Annotated in this window: 29 protein-coding genes and 1 tRNA gene; 19 read left to right on the forward strand and 11 right to left on the reverse strand. The window is 63.5% G+C overall.

Annotated features, from left to right (window positions below; translation table 11 throughout):
- Positions 1–18 precede the first annotated feature (18 nt).
- The gene (locus tag ABIB95_RS17070) at positions 19–219 is read left to right on the forward strand and encodes a hypothetical protein (protein WP_283016375.1); all 201 of its coding nucleotides are present in this window, start codon (positions 19–21) and stop codon (positions 217–219) included.
- Positions 219–497: a hypothetical protein gene (locus ABIB95_RS17075; protein ID WP_354240764.1), complete on the forward strand. Its 279-nt coding sequence runs from the start codon at positions 219–221 to the stop codon at positions 495–497. The genes ABIB95_RS17070 and ABIB95_RS17075 overlap by 1 nt, the downstream gene beginning before the upstream one ends.
- A gap of 467 nt (positions 498–964) precedes the next feature.
- Here ABIB95_RS17075 and ABIB95_RS17080 read toward each other — a convergent pair whose 3' ends face one another.
- The 3 genes from ABIB95_RS17080 to ABIB95_RS17090 all read right to left on the reverse strand — a co-directional run bounded on the left by ABIB95_RS17080 (position 965) and on the right by ABIB95_RS17090 (position 2,194).
- Positions 965–1,141 carry a hypothetical protein gene (locus ABIB95_RS17080; RefSeq protein ID WP_014495468.1) on the reverse strand — a complete coding sequence of 59 codons (177 nt, stop codon included), beginning with the start codon at positions 1,139–1,141 and terminating at the stop codon, positions 965–967.
- A 92-nt stretch (positions 1,142–1,233) separates the two neighbouring features.
- Entirely contained in the window at positions 1,234–1,536 is a 303-nt protein-coding gene (locus ABIB95_RS17085) for a hypothetical protein (protein WP_028161315.1), read from the reverse strand.
- Positions 1,537–1,699: 163 nt separating this feature from the next.
- Positions 1,700–2,194, reverse strand: coding sequence for a hypothetical protein (locus ABIB95_RS17090; protein WP_354240766.1), 495 nt, complete (start codon positions 2,192–2,194; stop codon positions 1,700–1,702).
- Positions 2,195–2,544: 350 nt separating this feature from the next.
- On the opposite strand from ABIB95_RS17090, the gene ABIB95_RS17095 reads away from it, so the two are divergent.
- On the forward strand, positions 2,545–2,841 hold the full coding sequence (locus ABIB95_RS17095) for an HU family DNA-binding protein (RefSeq protein ID WP_007591377.1): 297 nt from the start codon (positions 2,545–2,547) through the stop codon (positions 2,839–2,841).
- Between the two features lie 126 nt (positions 2,842–2,967).
- Entirely contained in the window at positions 2,968–3,144 is a 177-nt protein-coding gene (locus tag ABIB95_RS17100; RefSeq protein ID WP_084795141.1) for a DUF2934 domain-containing protein, read from the forward strand.
- Between the two features lie 310 nt (positions 3,145–3,454).
- Here ABIB95_RS17100 and ABIB95_RS17105 read toward each other — a convergent pair whose 3' ends face one another.
- Positions 3,455–3,682, reverse strand: coding sequence for a hypothetical protein (locus ABIB95_RS17105; RefSeq protein WP_063983455.1), 228 nt, complete (start codon positions 3,680–3,682; stop codon positions 3,455–3,457).
- 344 nt (positions 3,683–4,026) lie between these two features.
- Between ABIB95_RS17105 and ABIB95_RS17110 the strand changes: the two genes are divergently transcribed.
- The 3 genes from ABIB95_RS17110 (at position 4,027) to ABIB95_RS17120 (ending at position 5,133) form a co-directional block, all read left to right on the forward strand.
- Entirely contained in the window at positions 4,027–4,164 is a 138-nt protein-coding gene (locus ABIB95_RS17110; RefSeq protein ID WP_166096469.1) for a hypothetical protein, read from the forward strand.
- 289 nt (positions 4,165–4,453) lie between these two features.
- Entirely contained in the window at positions 4,454–4,582 is a 129-nt protein-coding gene (locus ABIB95_RS17115; RefSeq protein ID WP_354240768.1) for a hypothetical protein, read from the forward strand.
- 353 nt (positions 4,583–4,935) lie between these two features.
- Positions 4,936–5,133 (forward strand): hypothetical protein, encoded by a 198-nt coding sequence (locus tag ABIB95_RS17120; RefSeq protein ID WP_039148983.1) that lies wholly within the window; start codon positions 4,936–4,938, stop codon positions 5,131–5,133.
- Here the strand turns inward: ABIB95_RS17120 and ABIB95_RS17125 are convergent.
- Both ABIB95_RS17125 and ABIB95_RS17130 read right to left on the reverse strand, forming a co-directional pair.
- Entirely contained in the window at positions 5,130–5,255 is a 126-nt protein-coding gene (locus ABIB95_RS17125; protein ID WP_354240770.1) for a hypothetical protein, read from the reverse strand. The two genes, ABIB95_RS17120 and ABIB95_RS17125, sit on opposite strands and share 4 nt — an antisense overlap.
- Positions 5,256–5,333: 78 nt before the next feature.
- Positions 5,334–5,600: a hypothetical protein gene (locus ABIB95_RS17130; protein WP_354240772.1), complete on the reverse strand. Its 267-nt coding sequence runs from the start codon at positions 5,598–5,600 to the stop codon at positions 5,334–5,336.
- 246 nt (positions 5,601–5,846) lie between these two features.
- Between ABIB95_RS17130 and ABIB95_RS17135 the strand changes: the two genes are divergently transcribed.
- Positions 5,847–6,116, forward strand: coding sequence for a hypothetical protein (locus tag ABIB95_RS17135; protein WP_354240774.1), 270 nt, complete (start codon positions 5,847–5,849; stop codon positions 6,114–6,116).
- Positions 6,117–6,185: 69 nt separating this feature from the next.
- On the opposite strand, the gene ABIB95_RS17140 is transcribed toward ABIB95_RS17135, so the two are convergent.
- On the reverse strand, positions 6,186–6,350 hold the full coding sequence (locus ABIB95_RS17140) for a hypothetical protein (protein ID WP_014495457.1): 165 nt from the start codon (positions 6,348–6,350) through the stop codon (positions 6,186–6,188).
- Between the two features lie 284 nt (positions 6,351–6,634).
- Between ABIB95_RS17140 and ABIB95_RS17145 the strand changes: the two genes are divergently transcribed.
- The 4 genes from ABIB95_RS17145 (at position 6,635) to ABIB95_RS17160 (ending at position 9,003) form a co-directional block, all read left to right on the forward strand.
- Complete coding sequence (locus tag ABIB95_RS17145; RefSeq protein ID WP_354240776.1) at positions 6,635–7,396, forward strand: SIR2 family NAD-dependent protein deacylase; 762 nt, start codon at positions 6,635–6,637, stop codon at positions 7,394–7,396.
- Positions 7,397–7,595: 199 nt separating this feature from the next.
- The gene (locus tag ABIB95_RS17150; RefSeq protein ID WP_028150990.1) at positions 7,596–8,228 is read left to right on the forward strand and encodes a cold-shock protein; all 633 of its coding nucleotides are present in this window, start codon (positions 7,596–7,598) and stop codon (positions 8,226–8,228) included.
- A 123-nt stretch (positions 8,229–8,351) separates the two neighbouring features.
- Positions 8,352–8,834, forward strand: a complete 483-nt coding sequence (locus ABIB95_RS17155) for a DUF192 domain-containing protein (protein WP_038936099.1) — start codon at positions 8,352–8,354, stop codon at positions 8,832–8,834.
- 92 nt (positions 8,835–8,926) lie between these two features.
- A tRNA-Pro gene (locus ABIB95_RS17160) sits at positions 8,927–9,003 on the forward strand.
- Between the two features lie 155 nt (positions 9,004–9,158).
- On the opposite strand, the gene ABIB95_RS17165 is transcribed toward ABIB95_RS17160, so the two are convergent.
- Complete coding sequence (locus ABIB95_RS17165; RefSeq protein WP_223153565.1) at positions 9,159–9,320, reverse strand: RNA-binding protein; 162 nt, start codon at positions 9,318–9,320, stop codon at positions 9,159–9,161.
- Between the two features lie 578 nt (positions 9,321–9,898).
- A complete protein-coding gene (locus ABIB95_RS17170; RefSeq protein WP_354240778.1) occupies positions 9,899–10,066 on the reverse strand; it encodes a hypothetical protein in 168 nt (55 codons plus the stop codon).
- Positions 10,067–10,370: 304 nt separating this feature from the next.
- Here ABIB95_RS17170 and ABIB95_RS17175 point away from each other — a divergent pair, with 304 nt between their 5' ends.
- Positions 10,371–10,562, forward strand: a complete 192-nt coding sequence (locus ABIB95_RS17175) for a hypothetical protein (RefSeq protein ID WP_354240780.1) — start codon at positions 10,371–10,373, stop codon at positions 10,560–10,562.
- A gap of 65 nt (positions 10,563–10,627) precedes the next feature.
- Here the strand turns inward: ABIB95_RS17175 and ABIB95_RS17180 are convergent, their stop codons facing one another.
- The gene (locus tag ABIB95_RS17180) at positions 10,628–11,809 is read right to left on the reverse strand and encodes an OpgC domain-containing protein (RefSeq protein WP_063983449.1); all 1,182 of its coding nucleotides are present in this window, start codon (positions 11,807–11,809) and stop codon (positions 10,628–10,630) included.
- Positions 11,810–12,068: 259 nt separating this feature from the next.
- On the opposite strand from ABIB95_RS17180, the gene ABIB95_RS17185 reads away from it, so the two are divergent.
- From ABIB95_RS17185 to ABIB95_RS17195, 3 genes are all read left to right on the forward strand, one after another.
- Complete coding sequence (locus tag ABIB95_RS17185) at positions 12,069–12,374, forward strand: ETC complex I subunit (protein ID WP_014495449.1); 306 nt, start codon at positions 12,069–12,071, stop codon at positions 12,372–12,374.
- A 312-nt stretch (positions 12,375–12,686) separates the two neighbouring features.
- Positions 12,687–13,178: an Lrp/AsnC family transcriptional regulator gene (locus ABIB95_RS17190; protein WP_135213563.1), complete on the forward strand. Its 492-nt coding sequence runs from the start codon at positions 12,687–12,689 to the stop codon at positions 13,176–13,178.
- Between the two features lie 239 nt (positions 13,179–13,417).
- Complete coding sequence (locus ABIB95_RS17195) at positions 13,418–13,705, forward strand: DUF3551 domain-containing protein (protein WP_063983447.1); 288 nt, start codon at positions 13,418–13,420, stop codon at positions 13,703–13,705.
- A 91-nt stretch (positions 13,706–13,796) separates the two neighbouring features.
- Here the strand turns inward: ABIB95_RS17195 and ABIB95_RS17200 are convergent, their stop codons facing one another.
- Positions 13,797–14,825 (reverse strand): AraC family transcriptional regulator, encoded by a 1,029-nt coding sequence (locus tag ABIB95_RS17200; protein WP_354240782.1) that lies wholly within the window; start codon positions 14,823–14,825, stop codon positions 13,797–13,799.
- A gap of 147 nt (positions 14,826–14,972) precedes the next feature.
- On the opposite strand from ABIB95_RS17200, the gene ABIB95_RS17205 reads away from it, so the two are divergent.
- Genes ABIB95_RS17205 through ABIB95_RS17215 form a run of 3 tightly spaced genes read left to right on the forward strand, consistent with a single transcriptional unit; the run spans position 14,973 to position 19,737 of the window.
- On the forward strand, positions 14,973–16,100 hold the full coding sequence (locus ABIB95_RS17205) for an isovaleryl-CoA dehydrogenase (RefSeq protein WP_155795611.1): 1,128 nt from the start codon (positions 14,973–14,975) through the stop codon (positions 16,098–16,100).
- Positions 16,101–16,124: 24 nt separating this feature from the next.
- Complete coding sequence (locus ABIB95_RS17210; RefSeq protein ID WP_071914169.1) at positions 16,125–17,729, forward strand: carboxyl transferase domain-containing protein; 1,605 nt, start codon at positions 16,125–16,127, stop codon at positions 17,727–17,729.
- A gap of 4 nt (positions 17,730–17,733) precedes the next feature.
- On the forward strand, positions 17,734–19,737 hold the full coding sequence (locus tag ABIB95_RS17215) for an acetyl/propionyl/methylcrotonyl-CoA carboxylase subunit alpha (RefSeq protein WP_354240785.1): 2,004 nt from the start codon (positions 17,734–17,736) through the stop codon (positions 19,735–19,737).

The following is a 19,737-nucleotide window of genomic DNA, read 5'->3' on the forward strand; positions in this document are numbered from 1 at the left end:
GTAGGGCGACTAAACGCCATGGCCGCTTTCTTTGCAGAACTCCTGTTTGATCTCGTCAGAATCCTCGTCGGTGACTGGCTGAGACAGGCTGCGGTGACCGTTTGTGCGTGGCTCGATACGAAGATTCACGGCCGCGGGGCACGCCTTGTCGTGGGCGGCCTTCTCGGGCTCGCCGCCTATTTCCTCGTTCCGGTTATCGCCGGGCTGCTGGGGTTTTGATGCTCTCCGTGAAGGCGAACCTCATCATCGCATTGGCCATCGGGGCGCTCATCTCCTCAGTGCTCCTCGCCATCGAGCCGATGACCGACTTCGCTTTTCTTTCGCTGGAGTGGCCCGGCATCACCGCAGCGTATTTGTTCTGGGGAGCGGTCGGAGGATCCAGCTTCGCAGGGATTGCCATTTCCTGGCTCGTGAATGCACTCACCTACGCTCTCGGTGCTTTCGCCATTCTCATCGTTCTCAGCGCTCTCAGGCTGCTGGCCAGGCCGAAGACTTGAGAAGCGCGGCGACCTCCTGGAGCTGATGAAGGCTGATCCGGACAAAGGCGCAGCGGAGATCCAAGCCATGACGAGGGCGGCATGAGGCGCTGGCTTCAAAGGCTCGGAAAGATTGCGAGGATTGCGGCGCTTTGCGGGACCGTCGCGTGGCTGGTGCTGTTGACTGTTTCACCCCAGCAGCCTGATGCCACGCATCCTGAACGCTACGCGCACCGGCACGATGTCCGGTACGTGAGCCAGGAGACGGGATCGACCCTGCGAATTCTGCTCGGCGCGACGTTTGCTTTGGTCCTGGTGGCGTTTGGATGTCACTTCGCGACCACGGACATGCGAGACGGGACGTAGCCGCAGCGTGTTCGTCGCTGTTGGACCATGCTTCGCATCGCCAGGAGCGCTGCGTCCGGGGCAGGAGCGCACATGAAAAGCCGCCCCTGACATGGCCAGGGGCGGTTTTGAAAAAAGTCGGTCTAGTGACCGGTGCCGGGCTTCGTCGTCTTCGGCGGCTTGCCGTCTTCGACGCGGCCTTCGTTCCTGAGGTCGCGACCCTCCTGAGCCTTCTTCTGGCTCTCAGGGGACTTGCCGTGCTCGTACAGCTCTTCCTTGACGTAGCCGGCGGCTTCCTTGGCTTTACCTTCAACGCTCATTGCAATCTCCTCATCTGGAGATGGATCAATGTGCGGGAGAGCCAACCGTTCCTATCCGCTGGTCATTGTGAGGATGCGCTTGCCGTCGGCAATTACGCAGCGATCCGCCGTTCGACAGGCGCCGTTAGATATTTGAGCATCTGCGCATGCTCGAGGTCGGGAACTGCGATCGCCGTGTGGCTGTAGACCGCATGGGTCCGCGAGTTTGCGATTCTGTCCAGAATCTCTTTGCCCTTGATGACGTGGAGGCCCATGCCTTCCTGCGAGGGGAAGATCGCCAGCACCACGTCGTAAGCCGCGATGACGGCCTTGAGCGCTTCAGCCTTGTCCTCGGCGATGTCAACAAACACGCGAACATCAGCCGCGAGTTCACGCAGCTCGTCAAAATTCAGCACTGTGGGTTTACTCCAACGCAACGATACTGGCGGGGAGAGTGGATGGGTTAGGTTACCGAAGTCTCAACAAGGCGTGCCGGGCCGCAGGTTTCACGATGAGGTGACGCGTTGGCTGGGGATAACCGGGTCGCGGTGACGGTCCGCTCATTTCGGCGCAGCGCGCCTAGCGCTTGGCTTCGTCGTTGCGAAGCCTGTTATCCCAGGCCTCGTCCACGAGCTTCAAGGCGCTGCCGTCGTAGCTCAGCTTGAGCCCACGGCTGACGATCCACGTCCATCCCTCGCGAGCGTCCCTGGTCGGTTGGGCGTTGAACTGGTCGGAGATCGACTTGACGGCCGCGTCCTGCGGCCCCGGATTGTTCAACGCGGCATTGACGCGCCGGATGGGGTGGCTGGCGTCGACGTCGTCATTATAGACCGTGACCTTGGCGCCGTTGATTTCGCATTCGAGGATGTACGAACCGCGACCCTGTCGGCAGCGGTAGTGACGTTGCGTGACGAGCTTGTTGGTCTCCTCGAATGTCATCCCGGGCGAAAAGCCGAAGATGTCGGATTTCTTGACCTGTGCCAGAGACGCAGGCTTCAAGAACTCCGGCTGGATGGCGACCAGGGCGGCGACCGCAACGACGATCAGGCCGGCGATAACAATGGCAATCTTCATCAGCCCCTCACGAGAAACATCCGACCATATAACAGCCGGCGCGCTCCACCAGGCCTCCAAAAGCGAAAGCCCCGCCTGGGGGAAGCGGGGCTCTCTGATGGGGGTGAAGCTTGGGGACTTCAATTAGTTAGACGCGCCAGCGGCAGAATGGTTCAAAGCCAACGCGGCGCATGCTGCGACACTTTCGCGGGACAGGCTGGAACCCCAGCCGAAGCCATGCTTGTGTTTTGGGCCTCAATGGGTTCTAAGCCCCGTGACTTCATGACCTCCGGCGTGAATCGGCATCACACTTGCGTGGTTCAGCCGCGTCCTGAGCAGGATCTGCTCACCCGCACAAAAGGAATTCAGACATGGCGAAGATGACGAAAACTCAATTGATTGATGCAATTGCCGAGGGCACGCAGCTGTCGAAGAACGACGTGAAGTCGGTCATCGAGTACATGGCGACGGTTGGCTACAAGGAGCTCAACGAGTCCGGCGAGTTCGTCATTCCCGGCTTCGTCAAGATGTCGGTCGTGAACAAGCCGGCGACCGAAGCCCGCATGGGCGTCAATCCCTTCACCAAGGAGCCGATGCAGTTCGCGGCGAAGCCGGCGAGCAAGTCGGTCAAGGCCTCGCCGCTGAAGGTGGCCAAGGACTCGGTCTAAGCGACCCGCGACATCGTCGCGGCGGCTCCCTGTCGCGGAGCGCCGCAACGACCGCCGGCTGGTGCCGGACATGGACAAGGAACTCTCGGGCGTCGTCAGGCTTTGCTTCCCAAAGGGAGACGTCACATGGCCAGTCTGAGCGAGGAACAGATCCGGGACCGCGCCTATCATCTCTGGCGGGAAGCCGGCGAGCCCGCGGGGAGGATGGACACTTTCTGGTATGAGGCCGAAAAGTTGCTCCTCGCCGAGCGGGCCGCGCAAGGCGAAGTCCCGCCGGGGCTGAACGACAATCTGCCGGTCTGACGGTCAACAAAGGCCGCACGGAAATTTGCCGCGCGCCGGAACGTTGTCCGGCGTTCGGCGGTTGAGATGACGGCGACGGAATCTTGCGCGAAGCTGACAGTCGTCAAAGCAGCCACCCGGTGTAACGCCCGTGTGGCTGCTTTGTTGTTTGCTGCCTTGTTGTTTGCTGCCTTGTTGTAAGAGCGCGGCGCAAAGAAAAACCCCGGCGTTGGGGACCGGGGCTTCTCAAAGCTGGACGGCCGCGTCGCACAGCCGCCAGCACCACTGAATTCGACCTGATAACGCGGGGCGGGGACATTCGTTCCGGCGGCTACTCCGTCGACACCGACACATCGATGATCGCCGGCGGATCGATCTGGCGCTCGCGCCAGACGATGAATTCGCATTTGGGATTGAGCCACTGATATTCGGAGCCGCGCGCCTTGAGGTGCGCAAGCGCCGCATCGTGCGCCGTGGTCTCGTCGGGGGCCTCGACCATGATCTCCACGGTCTCCTCGATCTGACGAACCACTTCGACGGCGTAAAATTTCCTGGTCACGGTCCCTCGCTCCGGAATGGCTAACGAGGAGGACGACGGCGCGTTCCCAAAAGAAAAACCCCGCGCTTGCGCACGGGGCTCTCTTGGCCGGCGGCGTTGGGATTTCAGCGCCTGGCCGCCAGCGCCTCGAACTTAAGGTTGAAAATCCAAAAAGCAACCCGCCGTGGCGACGGAGCATGTTCGTCAGGCGGCGCTGCCAGTGGCCGGGCGCGGAAATCCCCAGCTTTCAGGGGGCCGCGCAGCGCGAGCAAGGCTTGAGGCGATGTGCGTGGGAAATCGCGCGCGAGGGGCTGGACTTTTTGTTCTCATTTTGTTCTAGTTGATCATCACGTTGGAGGTGACTCATGACCGTCGAGAAACAGCGCGAAGTGATCAGGCTCTGGAATCAGCTGAGGAAAGTCGAGGGGCCGGCCGCTGAAGAGCTCCGCATCCAGATCCTCGAATGCTTTTCCGAGAAGGCCAACGCCAAGCGCGCGGCGTGAGGCGCGCCGGCGGGCTACGACGGCGACCCAGTAAGCGCGATCTCGTCTGCCGTTGAAAATCTTGCCGATGAAGACGTGACGGCGCGCGCCTTCATCGATCGTTAGGAGTCGCGCCGCGCTGATTTGCTCGACTCCGATTCGTTCTTTGCGAACGAAATGGAGTCGGATGCAGAACAAGGCGTGCCTTCTGTGTCGATGCGGGACAGTCCTTGTCGCCGCGCGTGAGCGTGATGCTTCGCACGGTCCCGCCCTCGTGTCCTCGCTACGGAATGGAGCGAGGGAGAGCGACATGGATGCGTGCTGGTTTCTCGCCGAGATCGTCAAAGTGTTCTGGTGCGACAGGCACAAGCGGCTGCGCAAAGGCAGGCCCTCGGTGCCGCAGGTGCCGCCGCCACTGAAGCGAGACGACACGGAGTGATCGGTCCTTCGCTGCGATCGCACGTTCGCTTCGCGACGATCCGCACTACTTGTTAAGAGTTGCTCCGCGCCGATTTTTTCGATTCCGATTCGTTCTTCGAGAACGAAATGCAGGCGAAGCTGGAACAAAGCCGTACCCGCGGCTCCGCCGGAGCGTTTACGAGTTTTGGTGCGGACGTTGTCTGAAGCGGCGCGCCGGGATCTCGAGGCTTGCGCAAACTCCTAACGAAGATTTGCGGGAAAGCCGATAACCCTATTCGGTTAGGTTAAAACCCCAATCGCGTTGCGCTTGCCGCTGCTTGGGATAGGTGTCTGGCAAGGACAAGAAACGACTTTGCCAACGAGCAACTTTGCATGACACCTTTTTCAGAACCATCCTTCTTTCAGGGCGACCGCCACACCTACCGGCGCGTCGCCGTCGTCGGCTCGCTGTTCTGCCTCGCCTTCGTGGTGATCAGCTTCTCGCTGCGGCCGCAGCTCGAGGACACCCGCGTCGCGGTCAAGGCCGACCGGCTGGTGCGCACGGCAGGCCAGGCGCCCCACACCAATTAGCGCTCGTCACCGTAGATGCGGTCGTCGGCGGAATGGCCCGGGCACGCGGTGCCGCGGCGCGCAAGCGCGACGAAGCCGGCATAGCCGGACAGGTTGAGCAGAACTTCAAGCCACGCGGGCATGGCGGGTCCCTTCTTGCGTGAAGGGGACTCAACGTGCGCGGGAAACCTTTGTTCCGTGCTCGCCAGAAACAAACCCGCTTACAGCGGAGAGGAGGGGTCCAGCCGCCGGCCGAGGGTCGCAACGGACGCGCTCGACGGCTGCTCCTTGAGGAACTCGGCGATGGCCCGCGCCAGCTCGCCGTCGCTCATCGGCGTTGGCGGTCGGCGCAGCGCGCCGACACCGAAGTTGCGGACGATCTCGTCGTAATGCTGGTCGCGCGATTTGGGAACGAGTCTGCGGATGCGCCCCAGCAAAGCGGATAGCGGCAATGTGTCCTCCTCGGCATCCGTCCCGTTGGCAGCCATTGATGTCTGCCGCCCTCTTCTGTCCGCGAAACCAAAAACCCCGCCAGCATCGCGGAGATGCTGACGGGGCATCGTGCTGTCGCCTCAACCGGATAGCGGAGGCTTCCGCACTCGCAGATGCAATTCGCCCGAACCGGCTTTCGTTCCGCTCGTGCCGATATTTTTCTGCCGCCCGGGTTCCACTCCTCGCGCGCAACCATCGCGGGCCGGCGACGTTGTCCCCGCGAGACGCGAAGGAGGAGAGTCATGAAGAAGACACTGGCAGTTCTGGCCACCATTGCGGCCGTCGGCGTGACCGCGGTCGCGGCGCCTGCGCCTGCAGAGGCGCGCGGTCGCGGCATTGGCCCGGGCCTCGCATTCGGCCTCGCCGCCGGCGCGATCACCGCGGGCGCGGTCGCTGCGTCCCATCCGTACGGCTATTATGGCGGGCCCGCCTATTACAGCCCTGGCCCGTATGCCTATTACGGCGATGGGCCGTACTACCCCCGGCGCCACTACTACTACCGCCACTGGTAACGGCTGACCAAGTGAAAAGCCCGGAGCGATGCTCCGGGCTTTTTTCATGCGTGGCGATCGGAGGTGCCTTTATGGCCAGAGCGAGGGCCGCTCCACCTTGCGCGCATTGTCGAGCGTCGACACGAAATACTCTTCGCGCTCGCGCTGGAATTTTTCCTGGGTGGCACGGAAGGCGGCGACACGGGCGGCGATCTCTTCGCGTTCGCGGATTTTGCGTTGTTCGTCTTCGGTCATGTCAAATCCCCTCTACACGTCAGTATCTGTGCACTCCAATATGTGTGCACGGCCGAACTCACGCACTGCCGCCGCAATCACGTTGAGTCGCGTTAACACATGCATTGGCGCTTCTGATTGGGGCGTCAATGGGGAGGAGGCATTGCAGGATTGTGATAAGCGAAGGTCGGAAAAAATTGCCGACCGCGCTTGCGCGATTCTCACGTGGCAGTGGATAACAGCGTCAACGATCTTGTCGCTTGCGCATGGAGCGGCCAGCGCAAAGCCAACATGGGAGGCCGCGAGTGATTGCATCGGATCTTCGCAGCGGCGTCGAACGACTCGGCGACATGATCGCCGAGTCCAGGACCATCGTGCCGTTCACCGGCGCCGGCATCTCCACCGAATGCGGCATCCCGGATTTCCGCTCACCGGGCGGAATTTGGACGCGCAACCGTCCGATCCCGTTCGACGAATTCGTCGCCAGCCAGGAAGCTCGCGACGAATCCTGGCGCCGCCGCTTTGCGATGGAGGCGGCCTTTGCCGCGGCCAGGCCCGGCCGCGGTCATCGCGCGCTCGCCTCGCTCTACCGCGCCGGCAAGGTCCCCGCCGTCATCACCCAGAACATCGACAATCTGCACCAGGCTTCGGGCTTTGCCGCCGAGCACGTCATCGAGCTTCACGGCAATACCACTTATGCGCGCTGCATCGGATGCGGGCAGGCCTATCAGCTTGACTGGGTGAAGCGCCGCTTCGACGAAGACGGCGGCGCACCCAACTGCACCGCGTGCGACGAGCCGGTGAAGACCGCGACGATCTCGTTCGGCCAGACGATGCCCGACGACGAAATGCAGCGCGCGACCGCGCTGTCGCAAGCCTGCGACCTCTTCATCGCGATCGGCTCCTCGCTCGTGGTGTGGCCGGCGGCGGGCTTTCCGATGATGGCGAAGAACGCCGGTGCACGTCTGGTGATCATCAATCGCGAGCCGACCGATCAGGACGACATCGCCGACCTCGTTATCCGCCACGACATAGGCGAGACTCTCGGGCCCTTTGTCGGAAATTGAGGCATCAATTTGATTCGCGGCTGTGCAAGCTGTTCATAGGTTCCGGCGAATCATTTTTTTATCTATGCGCCGCAACCGGGAGTGTTATCTTTTGAGTCGAAAGATTCGCATCGCGTCGAATTGAGAACATTCTCTTAAGACGCGTGATTCGACGCCGCCGCTGAGGCGGGTTGCAATGGGCAGTGTGGGGTCCGGGGTTATGGGGTCGTCGGACGGATTTGAGTCCAAGAAGATCGGAGTTCCCGCTGTGGGCGAGCACGGCGGCGGTCGCGATAACGCGCTAAGCCCGTTCAGCGGACTTGGTGAAGGCAGTGCCAACCTCGTCGAGGTTCACGGCGTCATCAAATGGTTCGACGCTTCAAAGGGCTACGGCTTCATCGTTCCCGACAATGGCTGGCCGGACGTGCTGCTGCACGTCACCGTGCTCAGGCGCGACGGCTTCCAGACCGCCTATGAGGGCGCCCGCATCGTCGTCGAGTGCATTCAGCGCGCCAAGGGCTACCAGGCCTTCCGCGTGGTCTCGATGGACGAGTCGACCGCGATCCATCCGGCGCAGATGCTGCCGCCGCGCACCCACGTCACGGTCACCGCGACCAGCGGACTGGAGCGAGCCCAGGTCAAGTGGTTCAACCGCCTGCGCGGCTTCGGCTTCCTGACCTGCGGCGAGGGCACGCCCGACATCTTCGTGCACATGGAGACGCTGCGCCGCTTCGGCATGACCGAGCTCAGGCCCGGCCAATATGTCCTGGTCCGCTTCGGGCCCGGCTCCAAGGGCATGATGGCGGCCGAGATCCATCCCGAGACCGGATCGCCGGGATTGCAGTCGCACTAGCGGCGATCGCCAACTCCCGCAATCGTGACAAGAGGCGCGCAGGCCGTCCGGCGCGCCTCTGGCTTTTGTCACGATCGCCGCGTAAGGACTGGTCCAGTCCCACGCCCCCTTGAGTACCGTCCCATGAATTTTGACCGAAAGGCCGTCTGGTCCATTGCAAGGGGCTGGCTGGCCGCCATCCTCGTCGTCGGCTGTGCCGTCGCGAGCGCGCCGGTGCGCGCCGCCAGCTTCCAGCCGCTCGAGATCGTCACCAGGAACGGCGTGCAGGTGTTCTCGGTGGAAATGGCGACGACCGAGGAGGAGAAGCAGACCGGGCTGATGTACCGCAAGGAACTGGCCGACGGCAAAGGCATGCTGTTCGACTTCAAGCCCGAGCAGGAAGTGTCGATGTGGATGAAGAACACCTACGTCTCGCTCGACATGATCTTCATCCGCGCCGACGGTCGCATCCTGCGCATCGCCGAAAACACCGAGCCGCTGTCGACCAAGATCATCTCGTCCCAGGGACCCGCGCGGGCCGTCCTGGAGGTGGTGGCGGGAACGGCGCAGAAATACGGCATCCGTCCCGGCGACCGCGTCGGCCACCCGCTGTTCGGCACCAAGTAGGGCGACCCGGCGGGCTTATTGCCGCCTTGCTGGCGGCTTGAAAGCTTGATGGCGCTTTGGGAAGCGTGTATCGACGGGGCTCGCTGGACATTCGGGGTATAGCGCAGCCTGGTAGCGCGGCAGTTTTGGGTACTGCAGGTCGTTGGTTCGAATCCAGCTGCCCCGACCAGTCCCGAGATTGAAGCTCCTTCAATTCTCTCGATATTGCGCCGCGCTCATCCCGTTTCGCTGCCGCCGACGACGGTCAGGCTGGCAGGACGATCCCCGCGCAATTGCGCCCGTCGCAACTTTTGCGTGCGTTGGCGTGCCGGCGGCGTTTCGATTTCAGAACAACAGCCAATCGACCAGGCGCCAGGCGATCCAGGCGAGGGCGCAGATCCAGCCCAGCATTGCGATCCCGGCGACGCCAAGCCCGCACAGTGCGAACAGCGAACTTTCAGTCTCCGGCGTGCCCGAGAGCTTCTCGGTCGTATCGATTTGACTCACTGCATCCCCTTGGCTTGCGGCCTGCTGTTCGTTGGTCTCTGCTCGCTCGTGAAAATTCACCGGCCGCGCTCCAGCTCACACGGTCGTGAGACGAGATGACCGTCCGTACATCGCGCGGGCATGGATCGCAGCCACGCGGCTTCCCCGGACAGACGGGAAGGACCTGCAACTCATGGCGCGGTGATTGGTTGCGATCGCAGAGGCGGGAACATGGCAACCAGGCGGGACAGGCCTACAACGCGCAGGGCACGCTGGGCGTCAATGCGCAGAGCACGTCGCGCATCTGAGCCGGCGCGATTGTGGGGGCGGGGCAGGCGGCCTATGGCGACCTGAAGCGCGCGCGAACCTTGCCTGAAGCCTTGCCTGAAGCCCTGGCGCTTGTTCTTCGCCAAACGCCACTTCTGCGCGATTTTTCAAGGCATTGCGCCGGCCGGCCCGCCGCAGAATTCGCAAAATTGCTTCGAACCTTTGGCTGTCGCCATAGACATATAGGCATTGGGGATTTCAGCGCCCAATGCCTAAACGGACGCCGCCAAGCGATGATATTCCGCTTGAGCGGCGTCGCGCTATTCCGGGGATCAGTTCGTCGCGTACCAGCCGAGCGGAAACGGCAGGAACGGCCACGCCAGATGATTGTCGTTGGCCGCCTTCGGCGGTTCAGAGACGGATGTCTTGACTGTCTTGACACGCGGCGCAGGCGGCACCGAGCACACCGCCAGGCGCAAACGTCCACATTGCATATTCATTGTGGTGCCCCAGTCAGCAAGTCATTTGAAAAATGAAAATCAGTTCGCAATTGCCACGCGTCCGAAACGGCGCGCTCATTCTCAAATTGTGCACGCATCATAGAAAGATCGGCGCCGGCTTTCAACGGGTCTTGGCGGGTACCCACGAGGGGTAAGGTTGACCGGTTAGGTTAAGGCCGAGTGGTTGTTGCGGCCGCATTCCTGGCTGATATCAGGTCGGCAAGGCTCGCGATGGGCTGCCTGCAATCGGTGGTCACACAGGTCACAGTTCGTCGCGGCGCTCATATCTTGTGAGTTTTGCGTCATGTCTTTCGATCGCAACGTCCGAACCGTCCATCCGCAGTCGAGCTGGACCGAGATCTGGCACCTCTGGACCGTGATCGTGCCGCGCCGCTCGATCAACGGGCAGATCGTCTATGGAAAGGTCTGGCGCCGCCACGACGGCCGCGACTGGATCTACAAGAAGTTCACCGAGTACGACACCGAGGCGGCCTGAGCCGGCTCCGCTGCCGCAACTGGAATCTGGCGCACCGTTCCGATTTCATCGGAACGGAAACGGCTCTAGGCGGCCTTTGCGGGCGAGGCGGCGGCCGCAGGTTTGGGCGGCGGCGGCTTCAACGGCTTGTCCTGCTTTTTCGACCAGGAAATGTAATAGGCCACCGTCGTCATGATCGCGATGCCGGCGATGCTGACGAAGATCTGCGCGAACAGCGAGCCCGAGCTCATCGACAGCTCGAAATGGCCGACGAAGGACAGGAACACGCCGACGCAGAACACGGCGAGCGACTGCTGGCCGCAGACGATCAAGGGATCGAACACCTTCCACTCCAGACCAGGCCAGTCCTTCGGCACGAAGCGGATCACCAGGATCACGATCACGACGAAATGGAGGAAGCGGTAGGGCGCAAGGTTGGTCTTGTCGTTGGGGTTGAAGGCCGAGAACAGCCATCCCGGGAACATGCCGCCGAGGGTAGGGAAGCGGCCGGCCATGGTCATGACCAGCGCGAAGGCGAGATAGCCGAGGCACAGCCACAGCGTGATCGGCGAATTGATCACGGCTCCCGAACGCCGGGCGCCGCCCATCGCGCACCAGGCGCCGAACACGAACAGCACCTGCCAGGCATACGGGTTGAAGTACCACTGGCCGGCCGGATAGGCGGTCAGGTTCAGGCCGTAATGGCGGGCGGCGAGCCACAACACGATGGACAGCGCCATCGTCAGGTCGGGCTTGCGCAGCATGAACCACAGCACCGGCGGAAACAGCCCCATCAGCACGATGTAGAGCGGCAGCACGTCGAGATTGAGCGGCTTGAAGCGCAGGAACAGGCCCTGGCGCAGCGTCTCGGTGGCGTTGTCGACGAGGCCGGCGACGTTGAACTCGTTGATCATGTCGGAATCGCCGAAGCGCAGCGCCAGATAGCTGATCGAGGCGATGTAGATCACGAACAGGATGATGTGGGCGACGTAGAGCTGCCAGACCCGCTTGGTCAGCCTCGTGGCGCCGACGATGAAGCCGCGCTCGAGCATCATTCGCGCATAGACGAAGGAGGCGGTGTAGCCGGAGATGAAGACGAACAGGTCGGCGGCGTCGGAAAAGCCGTAGTTGCGCGTGGTGATCCAGTTCACCACGTTGTCGGGGATATGGTCGAGGAAGATCGCCCAGTTCGCGATGCCGCGAAACAGGTCGAGCCTGAGGTCACGGCCCTTTTCGGGAAGCGTGGCGTTGATGTTCAGGAAGGCCATGCGACGGAAGCTTTCGGAGGGGGCGGATACGCTGGTGTCGGCGAGACAGGGCCGCCGGGCGGGATCCCGGCGCGGAAGGCGGGTACGCAATTGTCACGGTGCAGCATAATGACTATACCCGTCGGCAACGCACCCCCGGGGGGACCGGAATCACCGATCAGTTCCCAAAAGGTGTCTCTATACTATGCCCGCGGTTTCCACCAACTGCTACCGTGACGCATCGAAATCGAACGAAAAGACCAAGAGGCCCGGACCACCCATGACCGCACGCATTTTCAAGCCCGCCAAGAACGCGATGCAATCCGGCCGGTCCAAGACCAAGGAATGGCAGCTGGATTACGAGCCGGAGCAGCCGCGTTCGGTCGAGCCGCTGATGGGATGGACCTCGTCCGGCGACATGAAGCAGCAGATCACGCTGCGCTTCCACAGCAAGGAAGAGGCGGTCGCTTATTGCGAGCGCAAGGGCATCGCCTACCAGGTGATCGAGCCGCAGGATTCGATCCGCCGCCCGGTCGCCTATGCCGACAATTTCTCGTTCCGGCGCGGCGAGCCCTGGACGCATTGAGGGGCGGCTGGCTGCTCCGACTTCATACGACGTGATTTACTCGTCATGCTTGGGCCTTGTCCCGCCTGCGCGGCCGAAGCCGCTTCGGCGAGGCGAAGGCCCAGGCATCCTCGTCTTTGGGGTCGAGTGAAAGAGCGCGGATGGCCGCGACAAGCCCTGGCATGACGGCGGGGGTACCCCGCCCGCAGACATGACGTCGCGTCCGATGATCCCGATCCACGGACCAGCTGTTGCGCCGGGCTCCGGCCCCTTGGCAGCGATTCCGCCGCGTGCTTCGCTGCCTCGCATGACACGATCATGGCGAGGTGGGGGATGGCCGGGCGTGACCAGCTCGACGGCGTCGATCTGAAGATCTTATCCGAGCTGCAGCAGGACGGTCGGGTGCGCAACAACGAGCTGGCACTGCGGGTCGGCGTGTCCGCGCCCAATTGCCTGCGGCGGCTGAAACTGCTGTTCAGCCGCGGCGTGATCCGGGCGGTCCGCGCCGTCATCGACGAGCGGCTGCTCGGCTATGAGGTGGTTTCGTTCGTCTCGATCCAGCTCGTGAGCCAGGCCCAGCCGGTGCTGGAGGCGTTCGAGAGCTCGATTGCCGCGATCCCGCGCATCCAGCAGTGCTGGCGGATTTCAGGCGACACCGACTACCTGCTGAAATGCGTCGCGCCGAACGTCGAGAGCATGCGCCAGCAGCTGCTGCATTTCGCCGCGATGCCTGATGTGAAGAACGTCCGCAGCTTTCCGGTGCTGGGCGTCGCGAAGGATGTGCCGCTGCCGTTACAGGATGTAGTGGCGGCACCCGTCGGATAGGCGTTCAAGTCTCTCTACTGAACTTCCGAAGTCGGGGGCGCTTGCGCGCGGTGCGGTCGATTCGGATAGTTATAATAGCTTAGTAACTCACCTAACTGTGACATGTGATTTAGGCAGGACTGCAATGCGCGCAACCGTGATTGTCGGCATCTTTGCGCTGCCTAGATGCAGGGTGTGAACCTCGGTCTGCGTCGCACGCCGGGGATGCTTTTGTGGGACCCTAAGCAGGAAAAGACATCATGACATCGACTTCGAAGACGATCGCAGCCTCTGCTGCGACGCTGTTTGCGTCTGCGTTTTTTGTTCTGTCGGCGCCGGCTGCGAAGGCCGACGATTATTGCATCACCAACGGCGCCCAGGCCGCTCACGGCTGCGGCTATCCGACGATGGAAGCCTGCCGTCAGGCGGCCGGTGGCATCGGCGGCACGTGCTCGCAGGCCGGCGGCGCCAAGACTAGCAACGATGCGCTCGCCTTCCAGCCGAAGCAGACGAAGCAGCCCAAGGCTCGCCAGGGCGCGCAGAACTAACGCCTGAGATCGCGACCTGATCCGAGAGATTGCGTCCTCCGAGAGTGATCTCGGAGGACGTCAATTTATGACAAGCAGGTGACGCCGCGCCTCAGCGATAGCGCTCGCGAAATTCGCGCGGGCTAGCGCCGGTCCAGGTGCGGAAGGCGCGCGAAAAGCTCTTCTCGTTGCGGAAGCCGGCGATCTCCGCGATCCGCTTGATGGGGGCGCGGCCGCGCATCAGCTCCTGCTTGGCGAGCTCGAACTTTGCCTCTTCCTTGAGGTCGCGCAGCGAGGTCGCTTCCTCGCGCAGGCGCCGGTGCATGGTGCGGGTCGAGAGCGCCAACTCGCTTGCGACATCCTCGGCGCCGAGAATGCGCCCGCGTGCATTGCGCAGCACGCGGCGGACGCGCTCGACCAGCAGCCGGTCGCGCCGGTAGGGCAGCACTGTGAGCCGCAGCGCGCCCTTGAGCATGCTGTCGAGATCGGCGGGGCTGCGGGTCAGCGGCAGAGAGAGATAATGCTTGTCGAACACGATGCGGGCGCCGTCCGCACCAAAGCTCAAATGCCTGCAGAAGATCGTCGGATAGACCGAGACGTGGCCCGGCTCGGAATAGGGAAACTCGGCCGCACTCAGCGCGATCGCGGAATCGACGGCCCAGCAGGAGAAGCCGAGAACATAGCGGAGCAGGGTGACCAGGCAGAATTCACGCAAGGGGCCGAGGTCGCGCTGTTCGCGAATGGAGATCGTCGCGGTCTCATCACCAAGCGAGAGCTCGAACAGCACGTCCTCGGTCAGCAGGCGATGATGCCGGCACCAGCGTTTTAGCGCGACTTCGAGATTGGGGGCCGTGATCGAGGCGCGGCACAGCATACCGTAGGTTCCCCAAGGCAGCCGGCGCGAGAACCAGCCAAGCGCTTCGTCGTCGAGCTCGCGCATGGCATGGCCGGCCAGCGCCTCGAACTGGGCCGCCGTCACCCGTCCGTCGCGGGATCGAACGAGGTCCGCGGTGACCTGCCCCTTGCCCAAGGCTTCGGCCGGATCCCGCCCGTAACGGGCATAAGCGGCAACCACGCCGCGGACGAAGGCGGCTGGGGTCATGGCGCGGCGGGGCGTCGCGGTCGCGGCTTGAAAGGGCATGAAAAATCCTCGCCAAACTTGGCGGAAAATGCAACCTTTTCGACCGCTGGGACGCCCGGGCGGGGGTAGGTTCGGACCCGACAAGAATACGGAGGAATCGCCTTGAACATCCCGAGCATCGATTTCGATCTGGGCGAAGACATCAGCATGCTGCGCGACACGCTGCGCGCCTTCGTGGAGGCGGAGATCGCCCCGCGCGCCGCCGAGATCGAGAAGGCCAATCTGTTCCCGGCCGACCTCTGGAAGCGCTTTGGCGACCTCGGCCTGCTCGGCATGACCGCGCCGGAGCAATATGGCGGCTCCAGCATGGGCTATCTCGCCCATATCGTCGCCATGGAGGAGATTTCGCGGGGCTCGGCCGCCGTGGGGCTGTCCTACGGCGCCCATTCTAACCTCTGCGTCAACCAGATCCGCCGTAACGGCAACGACGCGCAGCGTGCGCGCTATCTGCCAAAACTGATCTCCGGCGAATATGTCGGCGCGCTCGCGATGTCCGAGCCCGGCGCGGGCTCCGACGTCGTCTCGATGAAGCTGCGCGCCGACAAGCGCGGCGACCGCTACGCCCTCAACGGCTCCAAGATGTGGATCACCAATGGTGGCGACGCCGACGTGCTGGTCGTCTATGCCAAGACCGATCCGGAGGCGGGCCCGCGCGGCATGACCGCGTTCCTGGTCGAGAAGGGCTTCAAGGGTTTCACCCACGGCCAGCATCTCGACAAGCTCGGCATGCGCGGCTCCAACACCTATCCGCTGTTCTTCGACGAGTGCGAGGTGCCGGAAGAGAACGTGCTCGGCAAGGTCGGCGAGGGCGTCAAGGTGCTGATGTCCGGCCTCGATTACGAGCGCACGGTGCTGTCGGGCGGCCCGCTCGGCATCATGGCGGCCTGCATGGACGCCGTGGTGCCCTACATGCATGAACGAAAACAGTTCGGCCAGCCGATCGGCGACTTCCAGCTGATGCAGGGCAAGCTCGCCGACATGTATGCGACCTGGCAGTCGGCGCGCGCCTATGTCTATGCGGTCGGGCGCGCCTGCGACCGCGCCGATCACGCCCGCACGCTGCGCAAGGATGCGGCGGCCGCGATCCTCTATTCCGCGGAGAAGGCGACGTGGATGGCCGGCGAGGCGATCCAGGCGCTTGGCGGCGTCGGCTACACCTCCGAATTCCCGGTCGGACGTCTCTGGCGCGACGCAAAACTCTACGAGATCGGCGCCGGCACCTCGGAGGTGCGTCGCATGCTGATCGGCCGCGAGCTGATGTCCGAGACGGCCTGAAACCTTCACCTCATTGGAATCAACATGCCGCTCCATTCCAGCATCGATACGTCTTCATCAGACTTTGCGCGCAATTCCGAGGCCATGCGCGGGCTTGTCGCGGACTTGCGCGAAAAACTGAGCCAGGTCGCCGGCGGCGGCGGCGAGGTCTCGCGCAACCGCCACACCTCGCGCGGCAAGATGCTGGCGCGCGAGCGCGTCGACCTGCTGGTCGATCCCGGCACCTCGTTCATGGAGCTGTCGCCGCTGGCGGCGTACGGCCTCTATGGCGGTGACGTGCATTCGGCGAGCGTCATCACCGGCGTCGGGCGCATCTCGGGCCGCGAATGCGTGATCGTCGCCAACGACGCCACCATCAAGGGCGGCACTTACTATCCGATGACGGTGAAGAAGCATCTGCGCGCGCAGGACGTGGCGCGGCAGAACAATCTTCCCTGCGTCTACATGGTCGATTCCGGCGGCGCCTTCCTGCCGCTTCAGGATGAGATCTTTCCGGACGAGCGCCATTTCGGTCGCATCTTCTACAACCAGGCCCAGATGTCGTCGCAGGGCATCCCGCAGATCGCGATCGTGATGGGCTCCTGCACCGCCGGCGGCGCCTATGTCCCCGCGATGTCGGACGAGAGCATCATCGTGCGCAACCAGGGCACCATCTTCCTCGGCGGCCCGCCGCTGGTGAAGGCCGCGACCGGCGAGGTGGTGAGTGCCGAGGAGCTCGGCGGCGCCGACGTGCATTCGCGGCAATCGGGCGTGACCGACCACTACGCCCAGAACGACGCCCATGCGATCGGCATCGCCCGGCGCATCGTCGGCACGCTGAAGCCATCGGTGCGGCCGAACCTCAACATGCACAAGCCGCGCGATCCGCTGTTTGCGGCCGAAGAGATCTACGGCGTGGTGCCGGTCGACGGCCGAAAGCCGTTCGACGTCCGTGACATCATCGCCCGCATCGTCGACGGCTCGGAGTTCGACGAGTTCAAGAAACTCTACGGCACGACGCTGGTCTGCGGCTTCGCCCATGTCTGGGGCTATCCGGTCGGTATCATCGCCAACAACGGCATTCTGTTCAGCGAGAGCTCGCTGAAGGGCGCGCATTTCATCGAGCTGTGCTGCCAGCGCGGCATTCCCTTGGTGTTCCTGCAGAACATCACCGGCTTCATGGTCGGCAAGAAATATGAGGCCGGCGGCATCGCGCGCGACGGTGCCAAGCTCGTCACGGCGGTGGCGACCGCCTCGGTGCCGAAATTTACCGTGGTGATCGGAGGGTCCTACGGCGCCGGCAATTACGGCATGTGCGGCCGCGCCTACTCGCCGCGCTTCCTGTGGATGTGGCCGAACGCGCGCATCTCGGTGATGGGCGGCGAGCAGGCCTCGATGGTGCTGAGCCAGGTCCGGCGCGACAACATCGAGGCCAAGGGCGATAGCTGGTCGAAGGAAGAGGAAGACAAGTTCCGCGAGCCCATCCGCGCGCAATATGAGAGCCAGGGGCACCCATACTACGCAACGGCGCGTCTGTGGGATGACGGCGTGATCGACCCGGCCGACACGCGCCTCGTGCTCGGCCTCGGCCTTTCCGCGGCGTCGAATGCGCCGATTGAGCCTACGAAATTCGGCCTGTTCAGGATGTGATGCGATGGACCGTTCAATGCTCTACCGGCGTTTTCGCACGCTCCTGATCGCCAACCGCGGCGAGATCGCCTGCCGCGTCATCCGCACCGCGCGAGCCATGGGCCTGCGCACGGTCGCGGTCTATTCCGAGGCCGACCGCGACGCGATGCATGTCGCGCTCGCGGATGAAGCCGTGCTGCTCGGTCCGGCGCGGGCCCGCGACAGCTACCTCAGTGTCGAGCGGCTGATCGAGGCCGCGCGAAAGACCGGCGCGGAAGCCGTCCACCCGGGCTACGGTTTCCTGTCCGAAAATGCCGAGTTCGCGCGGGCCTGCCTGGAGGCGGGCCTGGTGTTCGTCGGCCCGACCGCCGCGATGATGACGGCGATGGGCTCGAAGTCCGGCTCCAAGGCGCTGATGGAGAAGGCCGGCGTGCCGCTGGTGCCCGGCTATCACGGTGAGGCCCAGGACGACGCGACGCTTTCGAAGGCGGCGGACAAGATCGGCTTCCCCATCCTGGTGAAGGCGTCCGCCGGCGGTGGCGGCCGCGGCATGCGCATCGTGCGCTCGGCAGACGAGCTTGGGCCGGCGATCGTCAGCGCCAAGCGCGAGGCCAAGGCCGCGTTCGGCGACGACCGCATGCTGATCGAAAAATATGTCGACAATCCCCGTCACATCGAGGTGCAGATCATCGGCGACAGCCACGGCAATCTGCTGTCGCTGTTCGAGCGCGAATGCACGTTGCAGCGCCGGCACCAGAAGGTGATCGAGGAGGCGCCGTCGCCGACGCTCAATCCCGCCCAGCGCGAGACTGTCTGCGCCGCCGCGCGAAAGGCGGCCGGCGCGGTCAACTATGTCGGTGCCGGCACGATCGAGTTCGTCTCCGACGGCAAGGACGTGTTCTTCATCGAGATGAACACGCGGCTTCAGGTCGAGCATCCCGTGACCGAGCTGATCACCGGCATCGATCTCGTTGAGTGGCAGCTGCGCGTCGCCTTCGGCGAGGCACTGCCGCTGAAGCAGGACGAGATCCGGCTCAACGGCCATGCGGTCGAGGCGCGCGTCTACGCGGAAAATCCGACCAAGAACTTCATGCCGTCGGTCGGGAGGATCTCGACCTGGCGGCTGCCGGCGGAAACCGGCGGCTTGCGCATCGACGCCGGCTATCGCGAAGGCGATACTGTCTCGCCCTATTACGATGCCATGCTCGCAAAAATGATCGCGTGGGCCCCGACGCGGGACGTCGCGATCGAACGGCTGAATCGCGGGCTGCAAGACTCCGACGTCCGCGGCATCGTCACCAACATCCCGTTCCTGTCGGCGCTGATGACGCATCCGAAGGTGCGGACCAATGCGATCGACACCGGCTTCATCGAGCGGGAGCTGGCGGGCCTGACGCAGGCCCCGCCGGCACCCGGCGAGCTCGAGCTGTGCGCAGCAGTCGCCGCTGTTATCAACGACGAGCGGCAGGCCGCGCAAGATGAGGCGAGTTCGCCCTGGCAGACCTTTGGCTGGATGCCGGTCGGCCGCCGCCAGCGCAGCTTTGCCTTCCGTGTCGGCCATGGACCTGAACAGAAGATCACGCTGAACTATGGCAGCGGTCCCTCGACGCTGCTGACCGGCGACCGCGAATTGGCGTTCACGATCGCCTCGCGCGACGGCGGCTTCGATCTGACGCTCGATGGCGTCAAATCGCAGGTCGCAGCCGTGATCGACGGTCACGAGCTGTATTTGCGCACACGCAATGGTCGCTTCGACCTGCATTGGGTCGATCCGTTCGGCGGCGAGAGCGAAGAGCATGTCGGAGAGGACAAGATCGCGGCGCCCCTGCCGGGCACGGTCGTCGCCGTGCTGGCCGAGGAGGGCGCCAAGCTCGACAAGGGCGCGCCGATCCTCACCCTGGAAGTGATGAAGATGGAGCAGACGCTGCGCGCGCCCTACGCCGGCGTGCTGAAATCGATCAAATGCAAGGTCGGAGACATCGTCCAGGAGGGCGTCGAGCTCGCCGTCGTCGAGCCATCGGGAGAGTGA

The organism is Bradyrhizobium sp. LA2.1, from assembly GCF_040547725.1.
In the GTDB taxonomy this organism is placed as follows: domain Bacteria; phylum Pseudomonadota; class Alphaproteobacteria; order Rhizobiales; family Xanthobacteraceae; genus Bradyrhizobium; species Bradyrhizobium barranii.